Raw genomic sequence first — 13,174 nt, forward strand, 5'->3', positions numbered from 1 at the left:
TTCTATGGCGATGCAAAGGCGTCAATCGACGGTTTGCTGCCAATTTTGGGATAGCGTGCCAAGTTGATCGTGAAAGGCGGAGAAACCGATGAAGAACATAGTATATGTCAGCCAGGCAGAGCGCCCGTTTGCGGCTAGGGACCTCGCAAATCTACTGGAGACCAGCCGCGCCAAGAACGCGGGATACGGGGTTTCCGGGTTGCTTATCTACCGATTCAACCACGAATATAATCGCGGAAACTTCGTCCAAGCGATTGAGGGGCCGGAAGCGGCGATTGACGATCTTTGGCAAAAAATTTCCACGGACAATCGCCACCACACCATTGTTGTTGTGCAGGAAGCTGCCATTGAAGCCCGTATGTTCGATGGCTGGTCCATGGGGTTCAAAAATGTTGATGCAGCCGATTTGGCCGGATTCGAAGGGTTTTCCGACCTTGGCAGCGACCGGTTCTGGAAAGAGATCAGCCCGGTGTCTGCCGCCGGTGCAATTGAGCTGCTGAGAAACTTCTACGATGGCTCTTGAGCTTTTCTGGCCGCCAATTCCGAACGGATCAGCGCGACACCCGCTCCAAGGTGAGCAATTCGACCACAAGACATCTGTTCTAAATGGAGGTAAACGGGTCCAGTGAACCCCATGCTTAACCATCCTGCGGTCGGAACCATCGAACCGGTCAGGGCTTTGGCAAGTTCTGCCAAGCCCGGTGTTCTGGCAGTAATCACCGGCATTGAAGGCCCGTCCTACCGGCCGCTTGGCGCGACAATGGCCATCCTGGGCAATGGATCGTTGGTGGGTAGCCTGTCCTCTGGTTGTATCGAGGCCGACATCGCCCTTCAGGCCGCCGAATGCTTGCAAAAAGGGCAGCCCGCCAGCATTGTCTATGGCCGCGGCTCGCCATTTGCGGATATCCAGCTTCCTTGCGGCGGGGGGCTGGAGATCACCTTGGTGCCGAATCCCGATCAGGTTGTCCTCCAAGAAGTGGCCGAACGTAGTGCCAGGCGGCAAGCCTGCATACTCACATTGGATACCACTTCAGGATCGCTGTCGATTGAGGACGACGGCGAGACCAGGCGCAACAACGCCGTCGTCATGATCAGGTTTGAGCCCGAAACTTTCTTCTATGTATTCGGCAAGGGACCAGAAACCGTGTCATTTTCGGGGCTTGTTCAGTCCACAGGTTTTCCTGCCTTGGTTTTGTCCCCCGATGAAGAAACCCTGATGGCCGTGGCGGAAACAGGGTGTTGTACACGTCACCTTACGTCGGCAAGTTTTCCAAAGGATCTGGTCCTCGATCAATTTTCGGCAGTCGTCCTTTTCTTTCACGATCACGAATGGGAACCACCGATCTTGCAGCGAGCGGTTGCAACAGAAGCGTTTTATATCGGGGCCCAAGGCAGCCACCGGGCAGCCGCTGTGCGACTATCGGAAATGGCTGCTTTGGGAACTTCCGCTTCGGATCTTGAGCGGATAGCGGGTCCTATTGGACTAGTCCCATCTGTTCGCGATGCGCGAACCCTGGCCGTCAGCGTTCTGGCAGAAATATTGCAGAAACGCCTGAGCTAGGTCTGGTGTTTTCGAATTGCCATAGCATGGCTGACTCTCGAAAACCGAGGGTTTTCAGACCAGTTTGCACTAACCCAGTTACGGCAGACGGAACTTTATGCGGCATCATTTAGGTATTTAAGACAACGCTGTTCCCGGTTTAGCCGATCCATGGCTCAGCCCCCCCTCTGGATCTCTGGTACTCTTACCAAGCGTGAGCGCACCTACGCGTGGAGGACCCTTCGGAAGCTGCTTTGCAGTTGCGCGGATGTGGTCCCATCTCTGTCCGCTCACTGCATCATAGTGCATTGCAACGCTAAGGGAACTAGAGCAACCCATCCAATCGGTCTGGGCAGCCCCAGAAACCTTCATTAGTAAATTCCCGGTGAACTAGCGCTTTGTTTGAGCGTTTCGCTTCTTCGGCTAAGACGCTGCGAAAGGACGGTTTGAACTCCGCCGATTTCCGCAGGCCCGAAGGGTCGGGTTGGGCTCTTCAATATCGGCAATTATGGACCAAAGCAGGGCTGTTGCCACAAAACGCTAGCCTCCCCATGAGTTGGAAGCCGACGCTCGGTTGCATTTGAAACCAGTCCATTTTTGGGTGGCCATAGGAAATGTCGCAACCCATCTCCACATTGCTAAATAGGTGATCGCTGGTCAGAGTAAGTGTTTCTGTGACAGCATGACCTGCAGATCATCCGCTATTCTCTCAACCACACGGCTTTGGTTTGGTACCATCGGTCTCTTTTACTTTGACCTCTGAATCGTCCCTCTCCTCAAGGAAATAGGATAGAGCAAAGCCCTTGGTTTGATTGAGAAACCTCTGCCAGTCTTTGTCGTTTAGGTCATCTTGCTCGAGAAAGAAACTGACTTCAGGACGAAATGCGACGTAAAAATGTTGCGCGCTCCAGATCTGGAAGAGAAATGAAAGAGGGTCGGTTCGGCGCATGACACCGTCATCCATGTACTTCTCAAGTAGTGCGACAGTATTGCCGACAATCGTCCTGGATCCACGGTCCTTCATAATTTGAATACTGGCAGCGCCGCCTGAAATCATGTCCGAAATAATCAGCTTGTTCTGATGTGGCTTTACTTTGGCTTGAAGGAACAGATGGTCAATGTACTCAGATATAACCTTGCGTGGAGGTGCGTCCCAATTAACAGGGTTCAGACTGCGCCACTCTTGGAAGATCCGTTCAATGACATCCTTATAAAGGCCTTCCTTGCTTTGGAAGAAATAGAGGACCTGCCGCTTCTGCAGGCCCGCCCGATCTGCAATGGACTGAACCGAAGTGCCGCTGAGCCCGTTACTGGCGAATTCTATTTCTGCAGCATCCATGATGCTCTGAACTCTCTTTTCGCGCACACGGTTGGCCCGTTGACGTGGTGCAGGCGCCTCCGATTCTGCCACTTTGCTCTCCTTAAACATACCTGAAATCGCCCTATACCACGATGCGAAGCTAATCTGCTAACCTTATGGCTGTACATCATTTCATAAACCGGCTTCGCCTTCAAACTTCAAAAAATTACAGTTTGTCAGCGGGTTACTCTGGATATTGCACCCAGGTAAATGACCGATGACAACTTGTTACCAGTATGCGGCACTCAAAATCTGTTGACAAATTATTTTTGACACCAGATGGTGAATTTACACCAAATGGTGAAAATAGGATTTGAGTGTCCATGAACATGAACGAATTCATCGCCGCAATGCCCAAGGCAGAGCTTCACATACATATCGAAGGCACCGTCTCAGCAAAAAAGGTTTTGGAGTTAGCCGAGCGCAATGGGGTCGATATCCCCTACGCCTCCGAAGCGGAAATTGTAGCGGCGCAGGACTATAGCTTCCCGGCGTTGGAGAACTTTCTGGACTATCACTACATGTGCTCCAGCGTTCTGCGGGACGGGCGTGACGTTTACGAGATAACACGGGACTTCCTCGAAAAATGCCGGTTTGAAAATATCCGGCATGTAGAGATGTTCTTTGATCCGCAGCAACATATCGAGCGCGGAGTTTCTTTCGACGATCTGATGGAAGCGATGATGACAGCATGTCAGGCGTCGGAAGTGTCCACCGGTCTGATCATGTGTATGAACCGCGAACGCTCGTTGGAAAGCGCAATGGAGATGCTCGATCTGGCAGACAAGCATCGGGAGGACATCATCGGGGTTGGCCTGGATTCCTATGAGGAAGGCAATCCGCCAATAAAATTTCAGGAGTTCTATGACCGCGCCCGTGAAGATGGGTACCGGCTGACTGCACACTGCGATTGCGATCAGAAGGATGCGGTCAAACATGCCCATCAGTGTGCGCACGATCTTAATGTCGATCGGATCGACCACGGCCTACATGTTCTGGATGATCCGGAATTGGTCGAGGTTGTGCGGAAACGCGAGATCACGCTGACGATGTGCCCGACTTGGCGCCCTTCTGATCCTGAACCGCGCCGCCTGAAGGCGCTGCGCGAGATGCTGGATCTAGGGCTACCGGTTTGCCTGAACACTGATGACCCCGAAGAATTCGCCAGCCGCTACCTGACTCACATGATGCAGAGCGTGCAACAGAAGGGCAATTTCAGCGCCGAAGAGATGACCCAGTTCATGCGCAATGCTTTCAGGGGCTCATGGATCGGACAAGAACAACGCGCCATTCATCTGACCGAGCTTGAAGCGCATTTGGAGGCCTATCTGAAGCAAAATTAACTGGCATGCGAAACAGTCAATCTCTCAGGGAGGAAAGAGATGAATTTACGACCATTTGTGAAACAGATTGCACCGGGGGTCCTGGCAGTTGTCGGCATGTTGGGTGTGCTCAGCACCACAACCACGTTTGTTCACGCTGAGGAACCGGTGCGCGGAGGTGAACTGGTAATAGGGGCCGGGTATTCGGCTTCATCTCTTAACCCGGCCGTTCAATCTGGCTTTGGAGCCGGTGTTCCTGGGGCTCAGCTTTTTGCTGGGTTGGTACGCTATGATGAAGATTGGACCCCGCAACCGTATCTGGCCACCGATTGGGCCTTCAGCGCTGATGGCAAGACACTAAGGCTGAATCTCGTTAAGAATGCCACCTTTCATGACGGGGAGCCCATCACCGCCTCGGATGTTGTATTCTCGATCAATGCAGTGAAGGCAAACCACCCGTTCAAAACGATGCTGCAAGCGGTCGAAAGCGCCAAAGCAGCGGACGACCACACTGTTGTGATCAATTTGTCTCAGCCACATCCCGCCTTGATGGTTGCGCTGTCTCCCTTGCTGCTGCCAATCATGCCAGAACATATCTACGGAGATGAGCAGGAACTTCGCACCCACCCTCGCAATCTGCAGGACGTTGTTGGCTCTGGTCCTTTCAAGTTCGGGGAGTATGTGGCCGATCAGCGGATCGTTCTGGATCGCTATGAAGACTTCTTTATCGAGGGTCGACCCTATCTCGACCGCATTGTCATTCAGACTGTACGTGACCGTAGCAACATGTCTCTTCTTCTTCAGCGTGGTGAAGTGCAATACAATCCATTCACCAGCCTGACCCTGCGGGATGTAGATCGGTTATCACGCATTAATGGCTTGTCCGCGACGACCGAAGGCTACGGCGGAATTGGGGCCATTAACTGGTTGGCCTTCAATCTTGATCGCGAACCACTGAAGGACTTACGTGTTCGTCAGGCCATTGCCTATGCAATAGACAAGGACTTCATCATAAATACAATGCAACTTGGCCGTTCTAAACGCGCCACGGGCCCGATCGCCGATAGCAGCCCTTTCTATACTGCCGACGTCGAACAATACGACTTGAATATCAAACGCTCTAAACAGCTCCTCGATGATGCAGGATATGCGCCCGACGAAAATGGGGTGCGGATGACGATAACCATCGACTGGATCCCTGGCACGGTTGAGTTCGGAAAAAACCTTGGCGAAGCGCTGTCGGCGCAGCTACGTAAGGTTGGTGTCGAAGCAACAGTACGCAGCCTGCCCGACTTCGGGTCGTGGATTGGTCAAATTTCGGCAACCAGCGACTACGACCTGAGTATCGAGAGCCTGTTCAATTGGGGTGATCCAATCATCGGCGTGCATCGATCCTATATCACGTCAAACATTCGTCCGGGCGTTCCGTTCTCCAATACTACGCACTACACAAACCCCGAGATTGATGCGCTGCTGGAGCAGGCCGGAGCAGAAACCGATCCGACCGAGCGGACCGCTCTCTATCATGAGTTCCAGAAAATCATCACCGATGACCTGCCGATGCACTATCTGCATGAAGTTCCGTTCCACACCGTCCAAAGGGATGAACTACGTGACCTTCCCGTCGGGATCTGGGGCGCCATGGCGCCGTTCGACCGGGCCTATTGGGCCCAGTGATCCCGGCAGAGCCGGCGCGCGCTACTCTCCTCGGCGCGCGCCACTTTCCCAACTTCTCAGTTGATCCATGAGGGATGCATGAAACAAAAATTGCTCTTCTCCGTGGGGTTGGTTGTCTGCGTTGTCATTCTGAATTTCTTTCTGATTAGAATGGCGCCTGGAGATCCGGCAATAACCTTGGCTGGTCAAGCTGGCGGCGCGGATGAAGCAACTTTGGCGCATATCCGCAAGATTTACGGGCTTGATAAACCCATCTGGAACCAGTTTTTTGTTTATGTTGGCAAGATGCTGACCGGGGATCTTGGGACATCGTATTTCTACAATTTGCCAGTTCGGGACCTCATTCTTGAACGCGTCTTCCCGACAGTTCTGCTGGTGATATCATCTCTGTTGATCTCGGTGGGCATTGGCACGTTCATGGGTGTACTCGCGGCCCACAGGCCCCGCGGAATGTTGAGCTACTTTGTCACATTCTTCTCGCTCGGAGGCTATTCGTTGCCGACATTCTGGCTTGGGCAGATGTTGTTGCTCGCGTTTGCTTGGTACTGGCCGATCTTTCCGATTGGGGGCGTGCAGGGGTTTCGAGTGGAAGGGTTCTTTCCACGAGTTGCTGACATTGCGATGCATCTGGTGCTGCCTGCGATTACTCTCGGACTTGCTTTCATGGCGCAATACAGCCGCGTAGCGCGCGCCAGTATGCTGGAGGTCTTAAGCAGTGACTACATTCGCACCGCTCGGGCAAAGGGGGCCAAGGAAAGCACGGTCTTGTTCGTTCACGGCCTGCGCAATGCAATCCTTCCAGTGATCACCTTGGCCGGGCTGCAGCTGGGTCAGATACTGTCAGGCGCCGTTCTGGTCGAAACGGTCTTCGATTGGCCTGGGTTAGGTCGTCTGGCAGTCGATTCCATTTTTCGCCGCGACTATCCCACGATCTTGGGCATCCTCTTTGCCTCCGCTGTGGTTGTCGCTGTCATCAATATTCTGACAGACGTTGTCTACAGATGGGCCGATCCGCGTCTGCGTGCCGGCGGAGGACACTGATATGAAACCTATTGGAACTGTCCCTAAACCACAGTCGCCGCTTCGTGAAGCCTTGACCGTGTTCTTTGGCAACTGGGCGGCGACCATCGGGTTGATCATTCTGATAATTGTCATTCTCGGCAGTATTCTGGGTCCGTCTTTCTACGGCGTCAGCCCCAATGAAACGGTCAATGCACCTTTCTTGCCACCAATGGCGGACCCATCGAGCCTACTGGGCACCGACTATATCGGGCGCGATGTATTGGCCGGTATTCTGAAGGTTGATCGGCAACGATCATGATCGGTGCCACTGCGGCGCTTGTGGCCGTTGTCATAGGGATCACTATTGGTTCGATTTCTGGCTATTACGGCGGGCTGACCGACACAATATTGATGCGGTTCACAGAGTTCTTTCAGGTGTTACCTGCGCTGCTGTTCGTGATGGTTCTGATGACCCTGTTTGCCCCCTCGATACACGTTACCATTATTGGCATCGGCCTGGTGATGTGGCCTCCGACGGCGCGCTTGGCCCGAGCTGAGTTCATGAAGCTGAAGACCGTGGATTACGTGCGAGCTGAAAAGGCAATGGGGGCACGTGATCGCAGGATCATTTGGCAGGTGATCCTCCGCAATGCGCTGCCGCTGATCGCAGCAGCCACACTGGTCATTGGGGTTTCTATCCTGTTTGAGGCGGGGCTTAGCTTTCTTGGATTAGGCGATCCCAACATCCGCAGTTGGGGAGAGATGATCGGCGCCAACCGAGACTACATATTCGACTGTCCCTGGGCGGTATTCTTCCCCGGTATAGCGATTTTCCTGACTGTGCTGGGCGTGAGTCTGGTGGGGGACGGGTTGAACGACGCAATGAACCCTCGTTTCCGGGAAAGGTAATCCGATGAGCGACCCAATCCTCCAAGTCGAACATTTGTGCATCGATTTCAAGACGAAGTCCGGCCCGGTGCGTGTTCTCAGCGATGTCTCCTTCACTCTGTCCGCCGGGGAAACTCTTGGTATCGTCGGAGAGTCAGGCTGCGGCAAGAGCATGACGTCACTGGCAGTGATGGGCCTGATCCCCAAACCAAATGGCAAGATCGTGTCCGGACGCATCTCCTACAGGGGCGAAGATCTGGTTCAGGTGCCTGAAAAGCGCATGCGTCAGATCAGAGGCGGTGACATTTCGATGATCTTTCAGGAGCCGATGACATCCCTGAATCCGGTGTTCAGTATCGGAAAACAGATAGGTGAAGCGTTAAGGTTGCACGAAGACCTCTCCGGGGCAGAGATTCACGATCGGGTCATCGACGTCTTGGCACGCGTCGGCATTCCGGACCCGCTCAAACGCGTCAACGACTTCCCTCATCAGATGTCAGGCGGCATGCGCCAACGGGTTATGATTGCGATGGCGTTGGTTTGCAAACCACGGATCATCATTGCGGATGAGCCGACAACCGCGCTCGACGTCACAGTCCAGGCACAGATCCTTGAATTGATCCTCCAGCTTCAGGAAGAAGAGAATACAGCCGTCATTCTCATATCTCACGATATGGGGGTGATCTCGCAAGTCTCGGATCGTGTTCTAGTGATGTATGCCGGGCGTACGATAGAGGAAGGCGATTGCGTGTCCGTAGTTCAGGACAGCGCTCACCCGTACACCAAAGGCCTGATCTCTTGCATTCCGGACATCGACCGCACCAAAGACATGTCATTAAGTGACCGCTTGCCAATTATCGAGGGCATTGTTCCGAACCTTAAGACTATTGGCAGCGGGTGCGCATTTGCCCCGCGCTGCCACCAGGCGGACGAGGCCTGCAAAAGCTGGGAGACAAGCCCGGTCCAAGTCGCAGAGACACACCTTGCAAGCTGCCGCAAAGTAGTAGGGAGCGACGTATGAAGGATCAGACTTCAACCGTTTTCAGTGCCCGCGACCTGAAGGTTCACTTCAAACTTGGCACCGAAGATTCCAATGGCAATCCTCAGGTCGTGCATGCCGTTGATGGCGTCAGTTTCGATATCCCGCAGGGTACTACCCTCGGCATTATCGGAGAGTCCGGTTGCGGAAAGTCCACGACGGCCTTGGCGGCGATGCAGCTGCTACACAATGTGGAGGGTACGATGCAGCTATCGGGCGTAGAACTTTCCAGCCTGTCCAAGGGAGAATTACGCCAGCACCGAAAGAAGTTTCAGATTATTTTCCAGGATCCATATTCCTCCCTAAACCCGCGCCAGCGAGTAGGATCTCTGATCAGAACGCCGCTGGACCTTCTTGATGTCGGCACCCCGGAAGAGCGGGACAGGAAGGTTGACGAACTTCTCGAACTTGTCGGGCTGCGTCCGGAGGCACGAAATTTGTTCCCGCACCAGTTTTCCGGCGGGCAGCGCCAGCGCATAGGCATCGCCCGCGCTTTGGCGACTTCGCCGGATCTAATTGTTTGCGACGAGCCTGATTCCGCGCTGGATGTAGCCATTCAAGCCCAAATTCTGAACCTGATGAAAGATCTGCAGGACGAGCTGCAGCTGACCTACCTGTTCATCTCACATGACATGGGGGTGGTCAGTTACCTTTGCCACGAGGTTGCAGTTATGTATCTGGGTGTATTCGTGGAACAGGGGAACTCGAAAGAAATCCTAAAAGAGCCTCTGCATCCCTATACCCGCATTCTTTTGTCGGCGATCCCGAAAATCGATCCGGCCAATCGCAGCTTGTTTGACGCGCAAAAGCTTGCCGGGGATCCGCCGAGCCCGATCAATCCGGCGCCAGGATGTCGTTTTGCCAGTCGCTGTCCGCACGCAAAAGAAATCTGCAAAAGCGAAATGCCTGCACTTCAATCTGTGTCGAAGAACGGCATGTACAGGCGCGTCGCATGTCATTTCGCCGGTGAAATCTAAACTTCCAATAAGGGGCCAACAATGAAAAACCTTCGAAATCTGTGTTTGGGGATAGCTATGGTCACAACTTCTGCTGCCGGCCTCCAGGCCGAAACCAAATTGCCGAACATGGCGGTTGAGTTGGTCACGCTACATACGGATAACTATTCGGAAATGCTCGTCTTTTATAGGGATGTGCTGAAGTTCGAGGTCGCCTTTGAACAAGGTGAGTTCGCCAATTTCGTCTCAACCCCAACAAATCTTGGTTTGGTCAGCCGATCCGGTATGTTGGAAACTCTTGGCGACAGCGGTTTCGACGGAACTCGAACAGGTTCCGGTGTCGGGTTGGGATTCTACTTTGATACCGACGCACAAGTGGACGAAGCGTATGCAGAGATCGTGGACAGGGGCGCTCGCGTGGTTTCAGAGCCAACCAAGATGCCCTGGGGTGAATACATCGGGTTCTTTTCGGACCCGGATGGCAATGTCCATGAGTTTGTCTCTATGGAGAAACACTAACCTCCCTACGTAAAATACAAGGCAGAGCACGCAGCCGATGTCGGCTCCATGCTCCGGGAACGGGGATAAACGAAGTACAGCGTCGCCAAGGTCGCAGAGTCTCTCAGCATCGAGGATGCTAGACCAACTTGATCCCTCACACGGATCATCGTTCGACCGAATTGCCGCGAAGTAACTGAGCGACAGCAAATAGGAACCACTGCGCCGCAATAGAAGGGCTGGTCATCAGCGGCTCTCTTCGCAAAGCGAGAAGTCTGGCACCCGCAGATATTGCATTTGCAGCTAACGCTCGAAGCACTTGCCGTTGACCCGCGGCGTGGCAGGCGTCTACCCACTGTTGGGGCACGCAGCTCAACGCTCTCTGACCTGCGCGTCTATGGATTGAACAGGGTTTGTTGCAGTTTACCAGACATAAACTTCCATCTCGTCGGCGGAGATGGAATAGCCGGTTTGACCAAGTTTAGTGGACTGCAATTGCGTTCGCATGGTCCCTGTTACCCAAACAGGATCCCAGAGCAAATCGCCCGGCCAAGGCGTTTTGGTGCTCACCATGACCAGCTGGTTTGCAGGCGGTGGCGGGGTGTGGATGCAGGCGCCGACGTAAGGAACCAGCATGAAGTCGGTCACGCCGTCGGAGCTGATTTCAAAGGGAATAATGAAGCCAGGCATTTTGATGAAAGCACCGTTCAGCGTTTCATTCAGTATTGTGGCATTGGTGTCGTAGATCGGCGACCATGTATCATTCTCCATGTCCAAATCGCCTTCACCAATAATTTCCGAATAGGGAACACCGGGTGGGATCAAATCCTCCCACATGATTTCGCGGGGGGTCGCTCCAAATGCCATATGCGGCGCGGTGACTGATCCCGCCAGACCCATCATAACCGTTCTGCGATTCACCATGTGCCTTCACCTCACCCAGAGCATCACGTTTTCACGACCATACCATCAGCCACAGACATTCTGTAGGCTCGCATCGCGGGTATGAGGCTCACAATCACGCCAGCGCAGATGACACCCAGTATGAGCCAGACCTCGCGCAGCGTCGGAGCATCAATCGGTATCCAGAGGCCGAAAGTGCTGTCCAGCATAGGTTGTGCTACCAACAATCCGACATATTGCAACACCAGTCCAAGAAGTGCGCCAACGGTGGCCATCACCATTGCTTCCAGCACCAGTAAGCTGAGAATAGTCAGGGGTCGGGCGCCCATGGCGCGAAAAATCGCCATTTCGCGGCGCCGTTCATTGAGGCTGGAAAAAATTGTCGCCATCATTCCGATTAAAGCGGTGACCACCACCATCGCAGACACCGCAAGCAAAGCGGTTTCTGCGATGCCGACGATGCTCCACAGCTCCTGCAGCGCAACGCCTGGCAAAATCGCCAGCAGGGGCTCCTCGCGATAGTCATTGATGGCGCGTTGCAACGTGAAGGTCTGGAGTGGGCTTTCAACGCCGATGAGGGCTGCGGTTATCGCCTTGGGCGTCAGCTCCATCTCACGGATGACGTCGACAGGCGTTGATTGGCCGGGGATTTGGGCGCCGCTTTTCCAATCAACATGTATTGCTTCGATTGCTTCCATACTCACGATGACTGTGCGATCGACGGGTGTGCCCGTTTTCTCCAGTATGCCGGACACGCGGAAAGGCTGATCTTTATGCTGGGCAAAAGAGGCAAGCCCGTGCGCCACGACAATGGGATCCCCAACATGATAGCCCAACGTGGCAGCAACATCGGCACCAATCACGGTATCAAAGAGATCATCCATCCGAGTACCATCCGCCATCTCTAGGGACCGGCCTTGGCGGTATTTATAGTGATCGAAGAATGCTTTGGTTGTGCCCATGACGCGAAACTGACGATGGCTGTCGCCCAGTGAAATCGGAACGATCCAGTCAACATCGGGTCGCCTTGCAATGTCTTGATAGCTCTCCCAGGTCACATTGTTGGTGGCATTGCCAATGCGGAAAACAGAGTAGAGCAGCAGCTGCACAGATCCAGACCGGGCGCCGACGATTAGATCTGTGCCGGAAATCGTATCGGCAAAGCTTGCCTTGGCGCCGGTCCGTATTTTCTCGACACCAAGAAACAGGGCGACAGATAACGCGATGGCAAGGATTGTCATGCCGACGGTCAACGCCCGTTCGAAGAGCGAAGCAACTGCAAGGCGCAATATCATGTCATCGCCCTTTTCATGTGAGCGATTTCTTCCATATGGATCACACGGTCAAAAAATGCGCTGAGCCGTGCGTCATGGCTGACCATCAGCAGCGAGGAGCCATGCGAGGCTGTCTGAGTAAAAAGTAAGTCTAAAAAGGCGCTCTGCACACCGGTATCAAGTGCGGAGGTGGGCTCGTCAGCGATGATCAACGGAGGGGTGCCGATCAATGCTCGGGCCACTGCAACGCGTTGTTGTTGGCCCACGCTCAGGGTCCGGGCCTTGGCGCTGATAATATCCGCTGGCAAATTGAGCGCAGAACACAATCGCGATGCCTCCGCGGTTGCATCACTTACACGCTGTCGCCGTGACGGTGCAAAGCGGAGCGGGAGCAGAATATTGTCTATCACCGTTCCGAATGGCAACAGGTTAAACTGTTGAAAGATAACCCCAATATGATCTGCTCTGAACGTGTCACGCGCGCCACCATTTAACGCAGAGATGGTCCTGCCCGCGATCGAGATCTTTCCACGATCCGGCAGGACTGTGCCGCAGATTAACGACAAAAGCGTGGATTTTCCGGAACCGCTTTCGCCGAGCAACAGCACGGTTTCACCTGCTGCTACCGAAAGGTGCGGGACCGTCAGCGAGAACCCATCACGACCCGGCCAGCGATAGGCCAGATCGTTGATTTTCAGCGTTGCATCAACCACTT

14 protein-coding genes are annotated in these 13,174 nt (G+C 53.9%); 10 read left to right on the forward strand and 4 right to left on the reverse strand.

What is annotated here, in order from left to right:
- Positions 1-88: 88 nt before the first annotated feature.
- A complete protein-coding gene (locus OO25_RS09115) occupies positions 89-523 on the forward strand; it encodes a BLUF domain-containing protein (protein WP_040179775.1) in 435 nt (144 codons plus the stop codon).
- A 111-nt stretch (positions 524-634) separates the two neighbouring features.
- Positions 635-1,561: an XdhC family protein gene (locus OO25_RS09120; RefSeq protein WP_052465631.1), complete on the forward strand. Its 927-nt coding sequence runs from the start codon at positions 635-637 to the stop codon at positions 1,559-1,561.
- Positions 1,562-2,249: 688 nt separating this feature from the next.
- Here the strand turns inward: OO25_RS09120 and OO25_RS09125 are convergent.
- On the reverse strand, positions 2,250-2,951 hold the full coding sequence (locus tag OO25_RS09125) for a TetR family transcriptional regulator C-terminal domain-containing protein (protein WP_165587467.1): 702 nt from the start codon (positions 2,949-2,951) through the stop codon (positions 2,250-2,252).
- 272 nt (positions 2,952-3,223) lie between these two features.
- On the opposite strand from OO25_RS09125, the gene add reads away from it, so the two are divergent.
- The 8 genes from add (at position 3,224) to OO25_RS09160 (ending at position 10,303) form a co-directional block, all read left to right on the forward strand.
- Positions 3,224-4,243: an adenosine deaminase gene (gene add / locus OO25_RS09130; RefSeq protein ID WP_052465632.1), complete on the forward strand. Its 1,020-nt coding sequence runs from the start codon at positions 3,224-3,226 to the stop codon at positions 4,241-4,243.
- Between the two features lie 39 nt (positions 4,244-4,282).
- Entirely contained in the window at positions 4,283-5,899 is a 1,617-nt protein-coding gene (locus OO25_RS09135) for an ABC transporter substrate-binding protein (protein WP_040179776.1), read from the forward strand.
- Positions 5,900-5,977: 78 nt separating this feature from the next.
- Positions 5,978-6,940, forward strand: coding sequence for an ABC transporter permease (locus OO25_RS09140; protein ID WP_040179777.1), 963 nt, complete (start codon positions 5,978-5,980; stop codon positions 6,938-6,940).
- 1 nt (position 6,941) lies between these two features.
- Positions 6,942-7,220 (forward strand): hypothetical protein, encoded by a 279-nt coding sequence (locus tag OO25_RS23230; RefSeq protein WP_242407012.1) that lies wholly within the window; start codon positions 6,942-6,944, stop codon positions 7,218-7,220.
- Positions 7,217-7,810 (forward strand): ABC transporter permease, encoded by a 594-nt coding sequence (locus tag OO25_RS09145; RefSeq protein ID WP_242407013.1) that lies wholly within the window; start codon positions 7,217-7,219, stop codon positions 7,808-7,810. The genes OO25_RS23230 and OO25_RS09145 overlap by 4 nt, the downstream gene beginning before the upstream one ends.
- Positions 7,811-7,814: 4 nt before the next feature.
- Positions 7,815-8,810: an ABC transporter ATP-binding protein gene (locus tag OO25_RS09150; RefSeq protein ID WP_040179778.1), complete on the forward strand. Its 996-nt coding sequence runs from the start codon at positions 7,815-7,817 to the stop codon at positions 8,808-8,810.
- Positions 8,807-9,805, forward strand: coding sequence for an ABC transporter ATP-binding protein (locus OO25_RS09155; protein ID WP_040179779.1), 999 nt, complete (start codon positions 8,807-8,809; stop codon positions 9,803-9,805). The genes OO25_RS09150 and OO25_RS09155 overlap by 4 nt, the downstream gene beginning before the upstream one ends.
- A 21-nt stretch (positions 9,806-9,826) precedes the next feature.
- Complete coding sequence (locus tag OO25_RS09160) at positions 9,827-10,303, forward strand: VOC family protein (RefSeq protein ID WP_082035309.1); 477 nt, start codon at positions 9,827-9,829, stop codon at positions 10,301-10,303.
- Between the two features lie 402 nt (positions 10,304-10,705).
- On the opposite strand, the gene OO25_RS09165 is transcribed toward OO25_RS09160, so the two are convergent.
- The 3 genes from OO25_RS09165 to OO25_RS09175 are packed head-to-tail and all read right to left on the reverse strand — an operon-like array spanning position 10,706 to position 13,172.
- Complete coding sequence (locus tag OO25_RS09165; RefSeq protein WP_040179781.1) at positions 10,706-11,206, reverse strand: DUF3299 domain-containing protein; 501 nt, start codon at positions 11,204-11,206, stop codon at positions 10,706-10,708.
- A 23-nt stretch (positions 11,207-11,229) separates the two neighbouring features.
- Positions 11,230-12,480, reverse strand: coding sequence for an ABC transporter permease (locus OO25_RS09170; protein ID WP_040179782.1), 1,251 nt, complete (start codon positions 12,478-12,480; stop codon positions 11,230-11,232).
- Positions 12,477-13,172, reverse strand: coding sequence for an ATP-binding cassette domain-containing protein (locus tag OO25_RS09175; RefSeq protein WP_040179783.1), 696 nt, complete (start codon positions 13,170-13,172; stop codon positions 12,477-12,479). Before OO25_RS09175 ends, OO25_RS09170 begins: the two co-directional genes overlap by 4 nt.
- Positions 13,173-13,174: the final 2 nt, after the last annotated feature.

Origin of the sequence: Phaeobacter sp. S60 (genome assembly GCF_000826845.1) — a bacterium.
GTDB classification, from domain to species: domain Bacteria; phylum Pseudomonadota; class Alphaproteobacteria; order Rhodobacterales; family Rhodobacteraceae; genus Phaeobacter; species Phaeobacter piscinae.

What these genes read in the sequence shown, in the direction of transcription:
- OO25_RS23230 (WP_242407012.1), top strand. Translation starts at nt 6,942, where the DNA reads ATGAAACCTATTGGAACTGTCCCTAAACCACAGTCGCCGCTTCGTGAA.
- OO25_RS09140 (WP_040179777.1), top strand. Translation starts at nt 5,978, where the DNA reads ATGAAACAAAAATTGCTCTTCTCCGTGGGGTTGGTTGTCTGCGTTGTC.
- OO25_RS09150 (WP_040179778.1), top strand. Translation starts at nt 7,815, where the DNA reads ATGAGCGACCCAATCCTCCAAGTCGAACATTTGTGCATCGATTTCAAG.
- OO25_RS09145 (WP_242407013.1), top strand. Translation starts at nt 7,217, where the DNA reads ATGATCGGTGCCACTGCGGCGCTTGTGGCCGTTGTCATAGGGATCACT.
- OO25_RS09115 (WP_040179775.1), top strand. Translation starts at nt 89, where the DNA reads ATGAAGAACATAGTATATGTCAGCCAGGCAGAGCGCCCGTTTGCGGCT.
- OO25_RS09135 (WP_040179776.1), top strand. Translation starts at nt 4,283, where the DNA reads ATGAATTTACGACCATTTGTGAAACAGATTGCACCGGGGGTCCTGGCA.
- add (WP_052465632.1), top strand. Translation starts at nt 3,224, where the DNA reads ATGAACATGAACGAATTCATCGCCGCAATGCCCAAGGCAGAGCTTCAC.
- OO25_RS09170 (WP_040179782.1), bottom strand. Translation starts at nt 12,480, where the DNA reads ATGATATTGCGCCTTGCAGTTGCTTCGCTCTTCGAACGGGCGTTGACC.
- OO25_RS09120 (WP_052465631.1), top strand. Translation starts at nt 635, where the DNA reads ATGCTTAACCATCCTGCGGTCGGAACCATCGAACCGGTCAGGGCTTTG.
- OO25_RS09160 (WP_082035309.1), top strand. Translation starts at nt 9,827, where the DNA reads ATGAAAAACCTTCGAAATCTGTGTTTGGGGATAGCTATGGTCACAACT.
- OO25_RS09155 (WP_040179779.1), top strand. Translation starts at nt 8,807, where the DNA reads ATGAAGGATCAGACTTCAACCGTTTTCAGTGCCCGCGACCTGAAGGTT.
- OO25_RS09165 (WP_040179781.1), bottom strand. Translation starts at nt 11,206, where the DNA reads ATGGTGAATCGCAGAACGGTTATGATGGGTCTGGCGGGATCAGTCACC.